The sequence below is a fragment of the Williamsia soli genome (genome assembly GCF_017377795.1).
Classification (GTDB): Bacteria; Actinomycetota; Actinomycetes; order Mycobacteriales; family Mycobacteriaceae; genus Williamsia; species Williamsia soli.
In genome coordinates, this window is record NZ_JAFRDR010000012.1 from 125,514 (window position 1) to 141,374 (window position 15,861).

General features: G+C 65.4%; 9 protein-coding genes and 1 pseudogene. 1 reads left to right on the top strand and 9 read right to left on the bottom strand.

All coding sequences use genetic code 11. From position 1 onward, the window contains the following. Positions 1-6: 6 nt before the first annotated feature. Positions 7-1,833 carry an AMP-dependent synthetase/ligase gene (locus J3S28_RS25075; protein WP_207843673.1) on the bottom strand — a complete coding sequence of 609 codons (1,827 nt, stop codon included), beginning with the start codon at positions 1,831-1,833 and terminating at the stop codon, positions 7-9. A gap of 194 nt (positions 1,834-2,027) precedes the next feature. Here J3S28_RS25075 and J3S28_RS25080 point away from each other — a divergent pair, with 194 nt between their 5' ends. Beyond that, positions 2,028-2,909 (top strand): crotonase/enoyl-CoA hydratase family protein, encoded by an 882-nt coding sequence (locus tag J3S28_RS25080; protein WP_207843674.1) that lies wholly within the window; start codon positions 2,028-2,030, stop codon positions 2,907-2,909. 9 nt (positions 2,910-2,918) lie between these two features. Here J3S28_RS25080 and J3S28_RS25085 read toward each other — a convergent pair whose 3' ends face one another. From J3S28_RS25085 to trpB, 8 genes and pseudogenes are all read right to left on the bottom strand, one after another. Next, positions 2,919-3,404 carry a hypothetical protein gene (locus tag J3S28_RS25085; RefSeq protein ID WP_207843675.1) on the bottom strand — a complete coding sequence of 162 codons (486 nt, stop codon included), beginning with the start codon at positions 3,402-3,404 and terminating at the stop codon, positions 2,919-2,921. A gap of 22 nt (positions 3,405-3,426) precedes the next feature. Then, positions 3,427-4,308, bottom strand: coding sequence for an acyl-CoA thioesterase (locus J3S28_RS25090; protein WP_207843676.1), 882 nt, complete (start codon positions 4,306-4,308; stop codon positions 3,427-3,429). Between the two features lie 379 nt (positions 4,309-4,687). After that, positions 4,688-6,106, bottom strand: a complete 1,419-nt coding sequence (pyk, locus tag J3S28_RS25095; RefSeq protein ID WP_207843677.1) for a pyruvate kinase — start codon at positions 6,104-6,106, stop codon at positions 4,688-4,690. Positions 6,107-6,211: 105 nt separating this feature from the next. After that, complete coding sequence (locus tag J3S28_RS25100) at positions 6,212-7,717, bottom strand: glutamate synthase subunit beta (RefSeq protein ID WP_207843678.1); 1,506 nt, start codon at positions 7,715-7,717, stop codon at positions 6,212-6,214. Then, positions 7,710-12,281 carry a glutamate synthase large subunit gene (gltB, locus tag J3S28_RS25105; RefSeq protein WP_207843679.1) on the bottom strand — a complete coding sequence of 1,524 codons (4,572 nt, stop codon included), beginning with the start codon at positions 12,279-12,281 and terminating at the stop codon, positions 7,710-7,712. The genes J3S28_RS25100 and gltB overlap by 8 nt, the downstream gene beginning before the upstream one ends. A 186-nt stretch (positions 12,282-12,467) precedes the next feature. Further along, a pseudogene (gene lgt / locus J3S28_RS25110) lies at positions 12,468-13,754 on the bottom strand (prolipoprotein diacylglyceryl transferase); the annotation flags it as partial. Further along, positions 13,751-14,578: a tryptophan synthase subunit alpha gene (gene trpA / locus J3S28_RS25115; RefSeq protein ID WP_207843680.1), complete on the bottom strand. Its 828-nt coding sequence runs from the start codon at positions 14,576-14,578 to the stop codon at positions 13,751-13,753. The gene trpA and the pseudogene lgt, both read right to left, overlap by 4 nt. Further along, a complete protein-coding gene (gene trpB, locus J3S28_RS25120) occupies positions 14,571-15,845 on the bottom strand; it encodes a tryptophan synthase subunit beta (RefSeq protein WP_207843681.1) in 1,275 nt (424 codons plus the stop codon). The genes trpA and trpB overlap by 8 nt, the downstream gene beginning before the upstream one ends. Positions 15,846-15,861: the final 16 nt, after the last annotated feature.

Below are 15,861 nucleotides of genomic sequence, written 5' to 3' on the forward strand. Positions count from 1 at the left end.
GCCGACTCACCGTAGATCGATCACGGCACCACCGGGATCGGTCGCATAGAGGTCGACGATCAGCTCCGCGTACTTCGTCGAGATCGGTGTGCGCCGGAGTTTCATGGTCGGCGTGAGTTCGTCCCCTCCTGGCTCCCACGCCTCGGGCAGGATCACGAATCGCTTGATCTGCTCCACCCGCGACAACCTGGAATTGCCCGTCGCGACCGCGACCCGGACCTCCTCCCGGATGTCGGGTTGCTCGGCGAGCGAGGCCAGATCGGCCGGGTCGAGACCGAGTGCGCCGGCACGCGCCGCGGCCACATCGGGGTCCAGGACCACAAGCGCTGCCACGTACGGCTTACCGTCGCCGAGGGCGACGACCTGGCTGATCAACGACGACGCCGCCTTCAGTGCGTTCTCGATGTTGGTCGGCGAGAGGTTCTTTCCCGACTCGTTGATCAACAGTTCTTTCTTGCGATCGACGATCTTGTAGTTTCCATCGGCGTCGACGGTGGCGATGTCGCCACTGGCCAGCCAGCCGTCGGCGTCGATCGTGTCCGCGGTCTTCTCCGGCTGGTTGCGGTACCCACGCATGACCATCGGGCCGCGTACCAGCAATTCCCCGTCGTCGGCGAGTTTGATCTCGACCCCGGCCAGCGGTTTGCCGACGGTGCCGATCTTGAGATCGTCGGCGGTGGTCATGGTCGAGACCGCCGTGGTCTCGGACATGCCCCACACCTCTACGACCGGGATGCCGAGGCCGGCGAAGAACTCCAGGACCTCCGCAGGGATCGACGCCGCGCCAGAGGCCGCCAAACTGATGTTGTCCAGACCGAGAGCACTGCGCACGGCGGACAGGATCAGCTTGTCCGCGACTTTGTACTGGGCGTCGAGGATGCGGCCGCGACTCTTGCCGGCGAGGTCGGCGCGGGCGGCCGCGGATCCGACACCGAGAGCCCACGCCGCCAGCTTCGACTTCACCGGATTGGTTTCCGCCTCGAGTTTTCCTTCGATACCCGCCTTGATCTTCTGCCAGACCCGGGGCACCCCGAAGAACACGGACGGATGCACCTCGGCCAGCGCGGCGGCGATCTCGCGAGGGTCCGGTACCGACGTGATCTGGATGCCGCGCACCAGGTTCGCCGCGTGGGCCGACACCCGATCGGCGATGTGCGCCGCGGGCAGATACGAGATGATGCGGTCGTCGAAACCGATGGTCAGGTGTTCTGCCAGCGCCGACAACTCGGCGATGATGTTCGCGTGGGTGATCTCGACGCCTTTCGGCGGGCCGGTGGTGCCCGAGGTGTAGATCAGGGTCGCGACATCGGACGGCTGGACCGCATCGACCGCCGCCTGCAGATCGAAGTCACCGAAATCGGTGGCCTCGACCTCTGCGAGCGTGGTGGTGCCGCCGCTGTCGACACTGACCACGTGCTCGAGCGCCGCTCCGGCACCGTCGATCGCCGCGACGAAGGCCTGCTCGGTGATGACCACGGAGTTGCCCGCGTCGCTGAACAGGTAGTTGATCTGCTCGGGGGCGCTCGTGTTGTAGATGGAGAACGGAATGGCACCCAGATGCAGGAGTGCGGTGTCGACCACATGGAACTCCGGACGGTTGCTGAGCATCAATGCCACCGGTTCGCCGCGGCGGACGCCCAACGCCGACAACCCGGCAGCGATGCGCTCGACCCGCCGCGCGTACTCGGCCCAGGTGATCTCGACCGCGCCTCCCGACGTGCGTAACGCGACGGCGTCAGGACGCATGCGGGCGGTGTGCGCAAACCCTTCAGGCAGGGTGCGCACCCCGACTCCGGACGCATGCGGAAAGGCGATCTCGGCGACGGCTGACATCGGACTTCTCCATCAATTACTCGAGGTTGAACCAAACCGGCTGTGCGACAGCGACTTCAGAAGACAGCAATTCTTCAGAACATTTCTGACCACACGTGTGATCTGAAGATAACAGAATCGGTGCGTGCCGCGGATCATTACGGTGCCGGCCCGCGTACCGTAGGACCGAAGATTCCCACCTGAAGGAGCCCTCCATGCCAGCGACCGATGGCGTATCCGCACCTGCACCGCTGACGCTCGCCGCCGATCCGCACGGCAGCCCGGCCGCCGACGACTCCGTAACGTACCGCGTGGAGCACACGCCTGCCGGACCGATCGCACATGTCCAGCTCAATCGGCCCGACAAGCACAACGCCCTCACCCTGCCCCTGCTCGCCGGGCTCACCCAGGCCGCAAAACAGGCTGCGAAAGACCGAACGTTGCGCGCGGTGATTATCAGTGGTGCCGGCAGATCATTCAGCGCCGGGCTCGATTTCGGCAGTCTCGCAGGTAAGCAGAAGAGCGTCCTGCGTACGTTCGTGCCGAATCTGCTGCAGGGCTCCAATGGATTCCAGAATCCGGCCTGGCACTGGAGGCGGGTACCCGTACCGGTGATCGCGGTCGTCCACGGCCACTGCTATGGCGGCGGCCTGCAGATCGCCCTCGGCGCCGATTTCCGGTTCGCCACCCCCGACGCCGACTTCTCCATCCTTGAAACCAAATGGGGTCTGATCCCCGACATGTCTGCCTCGGCCGCGTTGTCGCAGCTCACCGGAATCGACACCGCGAAACGTCTGACCATGACCGGCGAGATGTTCTCGGCCGACTACGCCAAGGAGATCGGTGTGGTGACCGGTGTCGCCGCCGACCCGCACGCCGAAGCACTGGCTTTGATCGAGAAGATCGCCGCGCGCTCACCCGACTCGGTGGCGTCGACCAAGAAGCTGTTCGAAAAGACCTGGTCGCGGTCCCCGCGATTCTCGTTTCCCGTCGAACAGGTTCTGCAGCTAAGACTGCTGCGAACCAAGAACCACGCGATTGCCCGCAAGGCGGGCATGACTCGTCAGACGCCGGTGTTCCGGGATCGCGAGATCTGATCCGGAGCCTCAGGGTTCGATCGTGATGCCGTTCGCCAATCTGGACTCACTGGCTTCGTAGCGCAGGGTTGTGCCGATTTCGACCACGTAGTCGGCCCGACCCTCGGGAATCCCCGATATCGAGAACGGCAGAAAGCATCTGTTGTCGGACAGTTCAGGTGCAGCCAATTCGGACTGTCCGAGGATCGACAAGTCCTCGTCCAGCACTCGCACCCGGGTTCCCTGTCTCACGTCCTCGAATTCGCCGGTGCCGCCGCAGATGTCGGTGGCGGAAACCTCGTATTGCTGATCGGTGAGGACCACGGAACCGTCGGCGGTGAAGTCGCGTTCTTGCACTCCGAGGGCCAGGGCACCGATCGCGATCACCGCAAGGATCGTGGCGGCGATCGAGCTGATCACGATGATCGGTTTGCGGGTTCGGCGTTGCCACGTCCGTGGAGGTAGATCGGGGCCGGGATTCAGCCAGTATTGCGGCGTCTGCTGGACGGGCTGCATGACTTGAGTCTGCCCTATCGGGTCACTTCTTCGGCGGGAAGTATTTGATCAGCGCCTCTTGCACGACTGTCGTGGCCAGCAGACCGTCGCGGGTGAAAAACCTGCCGGTGCCCAGGCCCCGCGACCCAGCTGCGACGGGTGACTCCGTCGCGTACAGCAACCATTCGTCGAATCTGAAGTCGCGGTGGAACCACATCGAGTGGTTCACGGTCGCGGCGAACAAGCGGTCGATACCCCAGGACAAGCCGTGCGTCGTGATGATCGAGTCGAGAACGGTGGTGTCGGAGGCGTAGCAGAGGGCTGCGATGTGGAGCAGCGGGTCGTCGGGCATCTGACCGTCGGTTCGCATCCAGACCCTGTTGTGCTCTAGCCGCTCCCCGGATTCGCGCACTTTCCACGTGGGGTCGTTGGCGAATCGGATGTCGATCGGGTGCATGGCGTTCACAAACAGCGCGATGCGATCCTCGAAGCCCTTGAAGTGCTCACCCAGCGGCGGCAGATCCTCTGGGTAGGCCACGTCTGGGCTCTGCACAGAATGCTCCAGGCCGGCCTTGTTGTCCTGGAACGCGACGAGCATCGAGAAGATGTCTTCGCCTTCCTGCACGGCGTTCACGAGACGGTTGGCGAACGGTTTGCCATCGCGCAGCCGTGTGACGTGGTATTCGATCGGTTTGGTGACGTCGCCGCCGCGTATGAAGTGCGCGTTGAGCGCGTGCACGGGTGTAGGGCGGGGCACACTACGCCCGGCAGCCACCACTCCCTGGCTCAACAGTTGCCCGCCGAAGGTGCGGGCCCCGACCTCCGTCGGGTGGAGCCCGATGAACAGGTCGGGTTCGGGCTGCTCCAGATCGAAGAGTTCGAGCAGCTTGCTCAGATCAGACGTCGTACCGGGGGCTTCAGTCACAGCAAGACTCTAGAGGACGCCACCGCTGCGCAGCCGGGCCGCTCCGGACGTCGAGCGGGCCCATCCGAACGCCGACCGGGCCGTTCCGGCCGTCCACCGGCACGATCAACGCACGGAAAGGCCCGGTCGACGGCTGTTTCGGCCCACTCGACGGCGTTATCGGCACGCTCGACGGCGTTATCGGCCCGGTCGACGGACACACCGCGGAGGTGTGGCCGCGGTTGTTCTGGACTGCCGACGAACGAGCGCCAGCGAGGTGAGGAGCGCAGGCAGCCCCCGCGTGCTCTGGACGGAGGAGCGAGGGAGCGAAGCGACTGAGCCGACGAGGGAAGAGCACGCGACTTCAGGGCTGCCTGCATGCGGGCGCCAGCCCGCCACACTAGTGGTCGTCCTCACCGATCCTGTGGACGTGGATCAGGTTCGTCGTGCCGACGGTTCCGGGAGGTGCACCGGCGACGATGACGACCTGGTCGCCGACCTTGAGGCGACCGATCTCGAGCAGTGAAGCGTCGACCTGCTTGATCATCTCGTCGGTGGATTCGACGCGCGGGACGATGAAGGTCTCTGTTCCCCAGCTCATGGCGAGCTGACTGCGTACCTCCGGCAACGGGGTGAAGGCCAGCAGCGGGAGCCGCGTGTGGAGTCGCGCCAGGCGGCGCACAGTGTCTCCGGATTGGGTGAACGCCACCAAGGCCTTGGCGTCGAGACGCTCGCCGATGTCGCGGGCAGCGTACGAGATGATTCCGCGCTTGGTGCGCGGTACGTGACTGAGCGGCGGCACGTCGCGGGTTCCGTTCTCGACGGCCTTCACGATCCGGGCCATGGTCTGCACGGTCTCCATGACGTACTTGCCGACCGAGGTCTCGCCGGAGAGCATGACGGCATCGGCACCGTCGAGGACGGCGTTGGCGACGTCAGAGGCCTCGGCGCGGGTGGGTCGCGAGTTCTCGATCATCGACTCGAGCATCTGCGTGGCGACGATGACCGGCTTGGCGTTTTCCCGAGCCATCTGGATGGCGCGCTTCTGGACGAGCGGGACCTCTTCGAGAGGCAGCTCGACACCGAGATCGCCGCGGGCGACCATGACGGCGTCGAAGGCCAGGACAACGGCTTCCAGGTTGTCGATGGCCTCCGGCTTCTCCAGCTTGGCGATGACGGGCACCCGGCGGCCGACCCGATCCATGATCTCGTGGACCAGTTCGATGTCCGCGGGTGATCGGACGAACGACAGCGCGATCAGATCGACACCGAGGGCAAGCGCGAACTCGAGGTCGGCGATGTCCTTCTCCGACATGGCAGGCACCGAGACGTTCATGCCGGGTAGGGAGACACCCTTGTTGTTGCTGACCGGGCCGCCTTCGGTGACGGTGCAGATCACGTCGTTCTTGTCGACCTCGACGACAGTCAGCCCGACCTTGCCGTCGTCGACGAGCAGTCGGTCACCGGGCTGTGCGTCATTGGCCAGTTCCTTATATGTGGTCGAGACGCGGGTGGCGGTGCCCGCACAGTCCTCGACGGTGATCCTGACCTCGTCGCCTGCGTTCCACTGAACTGGACCGTCGGCGAATGTACCGAGCCGGATCTTCGGGCCTTGCAGATCGGCGAGGATGCCGACCGCGTGTCCTGTCACGTCGGACGCTTTTCTGACCCGGTCGTACATCTCCTTGTGGTCTTCGTGTTTGCCGTGGCTGAAGTTCAGCCGCGCCACGTCCATTCCACTCTCGACCAGTTCACGCACCCGATCGTCGGTTGCGGTGGCCGGTCCGAGGGTGCACACAATTTTGGTACGTCGATTCACCTCGCCGAGCCTAGTCCGCACAGGCGATCCTCTCCACGTAAGTAGCCAAGACGTCACCCATAATTCGCTGTGTTAAGAAGATGGCGGTCCCTGCGGAAATGCGCTTCAGCGGACCGACAGCGGTAGTGCCGCCGGATGCACCGGTGAGGGCAGGTCCGATTCGCCCATCAGGAACTCGTCCACCCCTCGTGCGGCGGCACGGCCCTCGGCGATCGCCCAGACGACCAGCGAGGCCCCCCGGTGCGCGTCGCCACACACGAAGACGCCGGGCACGTCGGTCTGCCAGTCGCTGCCACAGGCGAGCGCGCCGCGACGATTCGGGGCCAGATCGAGCTCGGACAGCAGTTCGGTGCGCTCGACTCCCTCGAAACCGATCGCGAAAAGTGCCAATTCACAGGGTAATTCGAACTCGTCGCCGATGGGGACGACAGTACGGTTCCCATCGTCATCACGCTGAACCTTCACCTCGGCCAGGACCATCGCGATGACGTTGCCGTCGTCGTCGCCGACGAACCGTTGCACGGCGACCTCGTACCGACGGGAGCCGCCCTCGGCGTGTGCGGACGAACTGCGCAGGATGAGCGGCCAGGTCGGCCATGGCGATCGGTCGTCGTCGCGGTCCGATGGCAGCTCCGGGTTGTAGTCGAGTTGGGTGACCGACGCCGCGCCCTGCCGGTGAGCGGTGCCGAGGCAGTCGGCACCGGTGTCACCGCCCCCGATGATCACGACATGTTTGCCCTGCGCGGAGATCGGCGACGGCCCATCACCCTCGCACTCCCGGTTCGCGGGCACCAGATGCTCCATCGCCAGATGAACGCCGTTCAGGTCTCGCCCGGGCACCCCGGTGTTGTCGCGGGCCGCCAGGGCTCCCACCGCGAGCACAACCGCGTCGAACCGCTCCCGGAGTTCGTCCACGGTCAGATCGACGCCCACGTTGCAGCCGGTGACGAACTCGGTGCCCTCGGCCCGCATCTGCCCCAGCCGACGATCGACGTCTGATTTCTGCAGCTTGTATTCGGGGATGCCGTATCGCAGCAAGCCGCCGAGTCGGTCGTCACGCTCGAAGACGGTCACGGAATGACCGGCGCGGGTGAGTTGCTGTGCGGCGGCGAGCCCGGCCGGACCGGAACCGACGACCGCGACGGTCTTCCCTGAATGGGTCATCGATGTCTGCGGACCGACGAGACCCTCGCGCCAGGCCTCCTCCGCGATCGTCTTCTCGATGCGCTTGATGGTGACACTGCCGCCGGTGCTCGACTGCGAGATCGACAGCACACACGCGGACTCGCACGGGGCCGGACAGATCTTCCCGGTGAACTCCGGGAAGTTGTTCGTGGCGTGCAGACGATCGCTGGCGGCGTCCCACCGGCCACGGCGCACCAGATCGTTCCATTCCGGGATCAGGTTTCCGAGGGGGCAACCCGCCGTCCCGGAATGGCAGAACGGGATCCCGCAGTCCATGCAACGGCGCGCCTGTTCGGCAACGTTCTCGTTCTCCTTGAGGGGGTCGTTGTCGGCGTAGACATCCCTCCAGTCGTTGACCCGCTCGTACACCGGCCGGGTGACCGCTTCGGCCTTGCCGACTTCGAGAAATCCGCGCGGGTCAGCCACGAGCCGCCTCCATGATCGCTGAATCCACGTCTCGTCCTTCCGCTTCCGCCATGCGCGCGGCGTCGAGCACGCGCTGGTAATCGGTGGGCATCACCTTGGTGAACTTCCGGCTGCGCCGGGGCCAGTCGGCAAGCATCGAAGCCCCCACCGCCGAGCCCGTCAGCTCGACGTGTCGACTCACCTGATCGTGCAGGAAGAGCAGATCGTCAGGGTCGGGGCTCTGGAGATCGACCATCGCCTGATTGACCTTCGACGAATCCAAGTGGTAGACGAACGCGATCCCACCGGACATACCCGCAGCGAGATTGCGTCCCGTCGGCCCGAGGATGATCACGCGCCCACCGGTCATGTACTCGCACGCGTGGTCGCCGACACCTTCGACCACGGCGATGGCACCCGAGTTGCGGACGGAGAATCGCTCCCCCACCCGGCCTCGCAGATACACCTGCCCGCTGGTGGCGCCGTAGAGGATGGTGTTGCCGGCGATCACCTGATCCTCGGCGACGAACGTTGCGTCGGTGTGCGGTCTGACCACGATCTTGCCGCCACACAAACCCTTGCCGACGTAATCGTTGGCGTCACCGGTGAGCGACAGCGTGACTCCAGGCGGCAGGAACGCACCAAGGGACTGACCCGCAGAACCGGTCAGCGAGACCGTGATCGTGTCCTCGGCCAGTCCGTCGGCACCGTATCGACGCGTGACCTCGGAGCCGAGCAGAGTTCCCACCGTGCGGTTGACGTTGCGCACCGGGAGATCGAGGTGCACCGGGTGCGCGTCCTCGAGCGCTCCTTCGGACAGCTGGATCAGGGTCTGATCGAGCGCCTTGTCCAGGGCGTGATCCTGTCCGCGCATCCGGCGGCGCGGCGAATCGCTCACCGGCATCCGGAAGATCGGCGAGAGATCCAGTCCCTTCGACTTCCAATGCGCCACCCCGGGGGCCGTGTGCAGCGCGTCCGAGCGACCGATCGCCTCGTCCAGGGTGCGGAAGCCGAGCATCGCCAGATGCTCCCGGACGTCTTCGGCGATGAACTTGAAGAAGGTCACGATGTGCTCGGCCTGGCCCGTGAACCGCGCCCGCAACTTCGGATTCTGCGTCGCGACGCCGACCGGGCACGTGTCGAGGTGGCAGACGCGCATCATGATGCATCCGGCGACGATCAGCGGCGCGGTGGAGAATCCGTACTCCTCCGCACCGAGAAGCGCTGCCACCATCACGTCACGGCCGGTGCGCAGAGCACCGTCGCACTGCACCGTGATGCGATCACGTAAGCCGTTGAGCATCAACGTCTGTTGCGCGTCGGCCAGCCCGATCTCCCACGGGGTACCGGCGTGCTTGAGCGAGGTCAACGGCGACGCACCGGTGCCACCGTCGTGGCCGGAGATGAGCACCACGTCGGCATGCGCCTTCGACACGCCTGTCGCCACCGTGCCCACGCCCATCGCGCTGACCAGCTTCACGTGGATCCGCGCCTGCGAGTTGGCATTCTTGAGGTCGTGGATCAACTGGGCCAGATCCTCGATGGAGTAGATGTCGTGATGCGGCGGCGGCGAGATCAGTGCCACTCCGGGCGTGGAGTGCCGGGTCTTGGCGATCCACGGATACACCTTGTACGCCGGGAGTTGGCCACCTTCACCGGGTTTGGCGCCCTGGGCCATCTTGATCTGGATATCGGTCCCGTTGATGAGGTAGTCGCTGGTGACACCGAAGCGACCGGAGGCGACCTGCTTGACCGCGCTGCGCCGCATCGGGTCGTAGAGCCGGTCGGTGTCCTCGCCTCCCTCCCCCGAGTTCGACCGGCCACCAATGGTGTTCATCGCGATCGCGATCGTCTCGTGGGCTTCCGCCGAGATCGAACCGTAGCTCATCGCACCGGTGTTGAACCGCTTCATGATCGATTCGACGGACTCGACCTCGTCGAGGGGTACGGGTTCTCTTCCCTGCGTGTCGAACTCGAACAATCCGCGCAGCGTTCCGCCTTCGCGCGAGAGCCGGTTCACCTCGTCGGTGTACTTGCGATACACGTCGGTCTTTCCTGACTTCGAGGCATGCTGCAAGAGGAAGACCGTCTCGGGGCTGAACAGGTGGAGTTCGCCTTCACGCCGGTACTGGTATTCGCCGCCGATCTCGAGGCGCCGATACACCTGCTCGGTGGGGTTGGGCGGGTACGCCCGATGGTGACGCAGGCGTACCTCTTCCGCGATCTCGTCCAGGCCCACGCCACCGATCCGCGACACCGTGCGGGTGAAGTACTCGCGGACGAGATCACCTGAGAGCCCGACAGCTTCGAAACACTGTGCCGCAGTGTACGACCCGACCGTCGAGATGCCCATCTTGCTCATCACCTTGAGCACACCTTTGCCCAAGCCCTGCAGGTAGTTCCGCACCGCCTTCGACGCCGACACCCCGGTGAGTTCGCCCTCCCGGACGAGATCCTCGATGGTCTCGAACGCCAGGTAGGGGTTCACCGCTGCCGCGCCGAAACCGATCAGCAGCGCCACGTGGTGGACCTCCCGCGCGTCGGCGCTCTCGACGACGAGCGCCACCCGGGTCCGTTCTTTCGTCCGGACCAGATGGTGGTGCACGGCCGAGGTGGCCAGCAGCGACGGGATGGGCGCGTTGTCGCGATCGGTTTCGCGGTCGCTGATGACCAGCGTGTGGAAGCCGCTCGCGATGGCCTCGCTGGCCCGCGTCCGCAGGTCCGCCAGTGCGCGTTCGAGTCCCGGTCCACCTTCGGCGACCGGGTAGTGCGCGCGCAGCACCTTCGCGGACAGACCTCGGTGGTTGCCCTCGTCGTTGATGTGCACGATCTTGGCGAGTTCGTCGTTGTCCAGGACCGGCCACGGGAGCAGGATCTGCCGACACGACGCCGCGGTCGGCTCCAGCAGGTTCTGTTCCGGACCCATCACACGGGCCATCGAGGTGACGATCTCTTCCCGGATCGCGTCGAGCGGCGGGTTGGTCACCTGCGCGAACAATTCGACGAAGTAGTCGTAGAGCAACCTGGAACGCTGAGAGAGCACGGCGATCGGGGTGTCGGTGCCCATGGAACCGAGAGCTTCGTATCCCGACGCGGCCATCGGCGCGATCAGCACCCGCAGGTCTTCCTCGGTGTACCCGAACGAGACCTGCCGCCGCACCACCGAGTCGTGGGTAGGGATGAACCGCGGCCGCTGCGGCAGCCGGGCCAGTTCGAGCAGGCCGGCGTGCAGCCACTCCTCGTAGGGCCGCTCGTCGATCAGTTGACCCTTGATCTCCGCATCCGGGATCCGTCGTCCGGCAGCGGTGTCGATCAGGAACATCTTGCCCGGTTCCAGCCGACCCTTCGCGACGATGTCTTCGCTGCTGATGTCGAGGACACCGGCCTCGGACGCGAGCACCACCTTGCCGTCTCGGGTCTGCCACCAGCGGCCGGGACGCAGGCCGTTACGGTCGAGAACCGCTCCGACCAGCGTGCCGTCGGTGAAGGTCACGCACGCTGGTCCGTCCCACGCCTCCATCAACGAGGAATGGAACTGCAGGAAGGCCCGACGGCGCGGATCCATGTCGGGGACGTTTTCCCAAGCCTCGGGGACCATCATCATCACGCAGTGCGGGACGCTGCGGCCACCGAGGTGCAGCAATTCGAGGACCTCGTCGAGGGACGCGGAGTCGGACGCTTCGGGGGTACAGATGGGGAACAGCCGGGTGAGATCGCCGGGGATCAGGTCGGTCTCGAGCAGCGCCTCGCGGGCACGCATACGGTTCCGGTTACCTCGGACCGTGTTGATCTCGCCGTTGTGGGCGACGAACCGGAACGGGTGGGCCAGCGGCCAGGACGGGAACGTGTTGGTGGAGAAGCGTGAGTGCACGATCGCGATCGCGCTCTCGGTGCGCTCGTCGCGTAGATCGGTGTAGAACAGCGGCAACTGCATCGTGGTGAGCATGCCCTTGTAGACGATGGTCCGGCTCGACAGCGACGCGAAATACAGCCCGCTGCCGTCTGCCTCACGTTCTTCCGTCACCCGCTCGGCGCGTTTGCGGAGCGGATAGACCAAGCGGTCGAGGTCGAGTCCTGACGGCGCGGTGCCGTCGGCGTTCAGTGGACCGCTGACGAACAGCTGACTCATGTACGGCATGCAACCCCGGGCGGTGTGGCCGATGTCGGCGGCATCCACCTCGACCGGCAGTTCGCGCCACCCGAGGATGGTGATGTTCTCCTCCGCCGCGATCTCCTCGACCCGGGCGACCGCTCGTGCCCTGGCCGCCGGATCTGCGGGCAGGAAGCAGTTACCGACGGCGAAGGTGTTCTCGCCGTTCAGGTTCACCGGGGGAAGATCGAAGTCGACGACCTCACGCAAGAACGCGTGGGGAACCTGCACGAGGATGCCCGCGCCGTCTCCGCTGTTGGTCTCCGCTCCGGCGGCGCCGCGGTGATCGAGGTTCTCGAGTGCCAGCAACCCGTCGGCGACGATCTCGTGACTGCGCCGGCCGTGGATGTCTGCGACCATCGCGACACCGCACGAGTCGACTTCCATGTCGGGGTCGTACAGACCCTGAGCTTCCGGGAGCTGAGAGAACAGCAAATCCGACCTCCACGCCTAGGTCCTCGCCAAGACGAGGGAACCAGCCAGTAATCCTCAGGACGTCACTGGCCCGTGGGGTGAAATGTGCACACCTGCGGCACTCGCGGTGGTGCAACTTCCCATGATATCAGGCAAAGAACGGGTGAGCAGACCCTAAACAGTCTGGTCGTCTCCACCGGTTGTGGTGTCCGGCTTGGCCTTCCGATACGGCTTGGCCGCGGTGTCCAGTTTCGAGTCGGCCGGGGCCCCGGTCTCGGGTTCCTCGGTGTCCTCCGGCGTGGGCACCGGTGCGACCGGAGTCGCTTCGGTTGCCGTTTCGACGTCGGCCGGTTCAGTCGCTGCCGAGGTGGTCTCGCCAGGCTCCGGCTCCGCTGCCTGTGCCTCGGCGGTGGGTGTCACGGCGACCTCGGTCGCCGCCTCAGGCGCCTTGGTCATGGTCTCGGTCTTGGCCTCAGCCGTCGTGGTAGTGGTCTCGGCGGGCCTGGTCTTGCTGTCAGCAGTCTTGGTTGCGGTCCCCGCGGGCTTGGTCTTGCTCGAGACGGGTGCGTCGTCCTCGACGAAACCGACCACCGGATCCTCGCTGAGCTCGGGTTCCGGCCCGCTGCCCGGGTGATAGATCTCGGCCGGGGTCTCGCGGCCCTTGGGGGCGATCACCACGTAGATGGCCGCACAGGCGAACACGATGGCTGCGGTGAACAGGTTGATACGGATGCCCCAGAGCAGGGTCGCGGTGTCGGTGCGCAGCGTCTCGATGACGAACCGCCCGAGGCAGTATCCGGCCACGTAGAGGGCGAACAACCGCCCGTGCCCGATCCGGAACCGACGATCGATGAAGACGAGCGCCAACACCACCAGCACATTCCACAACAGCTCATACAGGAAGGTCGGCTGGACGACCGCGTAGACCACACCTGTTGATTTGCCGTCGATCAAGCCGGGGCTGGTGAAGCCCGACGAGTCGGAACGCTCGTAGATCTCGAGGCCCCACGGCAGATCGGTGCGATCGCCGTACAACTCCTGATTGAAGTAGTTCCCGAGTCGGCCGATCGCCTGCGCCAGCAGGATTCCGGGCGCGATGGCGTCACCGAACGGAGGTAGTTTGATCCCTGCCCGGCGGGCACCGATCCAGGCACCGAGTGCACCGAAGGCCACCGCACCCCAGATGCCGAGTCCGCCGTCCCAGATCTTCAGGGCATCGATCGGACTCTTCGGTCCATCACCGAAGTAGGTGTTCCAATCGGTCAAGACGTGGTAGATCCGACCGCCGATCAGACCGAAGGGCACCGCCCAGATCGCGACATCGAGAACTTCACCGTCGCGTCCACCGCGGGCCACCCAGCGTCGGTTGCCCCAGAAGATGGCGACGATAATGCCGACGATGATGCACAGCGCGTAGGCCCGTAGCGGAAACGGGCCGACGTTCCACACACCCTGCGACGGGCTGGGGATGTAGGCCAGCACCTCGGTGCTCACGAATGAACCCCGGCGCCTTCGGTGTGGCCGGCCCGGACGCCCTCTGCCAACTCGGCGGTGAGCGCGCGGAGCGCCTCAGGACTCTCGGTCACGGCGCTGACCAGTGCAGATCCGACGATCACGCCATCGGCGTAGCCGGCGATCTCCGCGGCCTGCTTCTTGTTTCGCACGCCGAGACCCACACCGATCGGGATCTCGGAGTGCAACCGGACCCGGGCACAGAGTTCGGGGGCCATGGTCGACACACTGTCGCGGGCACCGGTGACACCCATGGTGGAGGCCGCGTAGACGAACCCACTGCTCGCCTCGAGAGTCATCGCGAGCCGTTCCTCCGTCGACGACGGGGCGACGAGGAAGATCCGGTCGAGGTCGTGCTCGTGCGACGCGGCGATCCACTGATCGGCCTCTTCGGGGATCAGGTTGGGAGTGATCAAACCCAGTCCGCCAGCCCCGGCGAGGTCGCGCGCGAACGCATCGATGCCGTACGCCATCACCGGGTTCCAGTAGGTCATCACCACCGCGCTGCCACCGGCGTCGGAGATCGCCTCGACGGCCTTGAAGACGTCCTTGACACGGATACCCTGGCGCAGTGCCTGTTCGGCCGCTTCCTGGATGGTGGGTCCGTCCATCACCGGATCGGAGTACGGGACACCGACCTCGATGATGTCGCAGCCGGCCTCGACCATCGTGCGCATCGCGTCGAGCGATCCCGGCAGGTCGGGATAGCCGACCGGTAGGTAACCGATGAGGGCGCTACGTTTTTCCTCACGGCATTGAGCGAACAGCGGTCCCAGCCGAGAATCGGCCGACGGGGATTCAGGCATGACCATCCACTTCGAAGAGTCCGAACCACTTGGCGGCGGTGTCGACGTCCTTGTCGCCACGCCCGGACAGGTTGACCACGATGATCGAGTCGGCACCGAGCTCTGGACCCAATTTGAGGGCACCGGCTACGGCGTGCGCCGATTCGATGGCCGGGATGATGCCTTCCTTGCGACTGAGCAGTGCCAGCGCGTCCATTGCCTCGGTGTCGGTGATCGGCCGGTATTCGGCCCTGCCGATGTCCTTGAGGTACGCGTGCTCGGGTCCCACGCCCGGGTAGTCCAGGCCGGCAGAGATCGAATGCGATTCGGTGGTCTGCCCGTCGCCGTCCTGCAGCAGATATGAGTAGGCGCCTTGGAAGGCACCCGGGGTTCCGCCGGTGAAGGTTGCCGCATGTCGACCGGTTTCGACGCCGTCTCCGGCCGCCTCGTAGCCGATCAGCCGAACATCGGTGTCGTCGAGGAACGGATGGAAGATGCCGATCGCGTTGGAGCCGCCGCCGACACACGCGACGACCGCATCAGGCAATCGACCCGCGGCCTGCTGGATCTGCTGACGGGCCTCGAGCCCGACCACTCGTTGCAGGTCACGCACCATCATCGGGAACGGATGGGGTCCGGCCGCGGTGCCGAAACAGTAGTACGTGTCGTGCGCGTTGGTGACCCAGTCGCGCATCGCCTCGTTGATGGCATCTTTCAGAGTCGCCGAACCGGTTTCGACGGATACGACCGACGCGCCCAGCAGCCTCATCCGGGCGACATTGAGAGCCTGCCGTTCGGTGTCGACCCGGCCCATGTAGACGATGCATTCTTGGCCGAGCATCGCGCACGCCGTGGCGGTGGCCACCCCGTGCTGACCGGCACCGGTCTCCGCGATGACCCGATTCTTGCCCATCTTCTTCGCGAGCAACGCCTGCCCGAGCACGTTGTTGATCTTGTGGGATCCGGTGTGGTTCAGATCTTCTCGCTTGAGGAAGATGCGTGCCCCGCCGGCCAGCTCGGACAGTCTGGTGGCCTCGTACAACGGTGAGGGCCTGCCTGTGTAGTCGCGCTGGAGCCGATCGAGTTCGCCAAGGAACTCATCATCGGAGCGGACCTTCTCGTACGCGGCGGTGACCTCTTCGATCACGGCCATCAGGGCCTCGGGTACATGCCGTCCGCCGTAGACACCGAAGTGACCACCGCGGTCGGGTTCCAGCGAGGTGCGGCTGACAAGGCCGGCGCTGGCGGAAGGTAGATCGGAAAGGGGTGCGGGAGACGACGACGTCATAAGGGAGACTCAGGGC

Bases quoted from the DNA above. Each gene is read 5' to 3' on its own strand.
- J3S28_RS25075 (WP_207843673.1), bottom strand. From the start codon at position 1,833: ATGTCAGCCGTCGCCGAGATCGCCTTTCCGCATGCGTCCGGAGTCGGG.
- J3S28_RS25080 (WP_207843674.1), top strand. From the start codon at position 2,028: ATGCCAGCGACCGATGGCGTATCCGCACCTGCACCGCTGACGCTCGCC.
- J3S28_RS25085 (WP_207843675.1), bottom strand. From the start codon at position 3,404: ATGCAGCCCGTCCAGCAGACGCCGCAATACTGGCTGAATCCCGGCCCC.
- trpA (WP_207843680.1), bottom strand. From the start codon at position 14,578: ATGCCTGAATCCCCGTCGGCCGATTCTCGGCTGGGACCGCTGTTCGCT.
- trpB (WP_207843681.1), bottom strand. From the start codon at position 15,845: ATGACGTCGTCGTCTCCCGCACCCCTTTCCGATCTACCTTCCGCCAGC.